Below are 296 nucleotides of genomic sequence, written 5' to 3' on the forward strand. Positions count from 1 at the left end.
GGCGTGCTCAAGCCGACATCCGATCATGGTGGCACCGGTGTGGTCGTCGGGCCGGGCGCCACGTAGGCCGACTGGACCGCAGCCACGGAAGCAGCAGGCCGAGACCTGACCGTGATCCAGGATTTCTATCCAACGGATGAGGCCCAGTTCGCGAACCGGTACCCGGATGGCACGACTGAAGTTTTCGCCGGCCCGGTCTCTTATGGCGCTTACTTCGTGGCCGGTCACATGGTGGGTGTGCTGGCCCGGGTCGGCAGCCCCCAGATGCGCAACACCGCGGTGAACGGCAACAACGG

The 296-nt window shown here is 65.5% G+C and carries 1 protein-coding gene; it reads left to right on the forward strand.

Annotation, left to right across the window (positions count from 1 at the left end):
* Positions 1-111 precede the first annotated feature (111 nt).
* A partial coding sequence (locus tag ACZ2XM_RS15465) for a hypothetical protein (protein ID WP_490619010.1) occupies positions 112-296 on the forward strand: 185 nt, incomplete at its 3' end.

The sequence above is a fragment of the Psychrobacter sp. CoH-33_TS_01 genome (assembly GCF_058189395.1).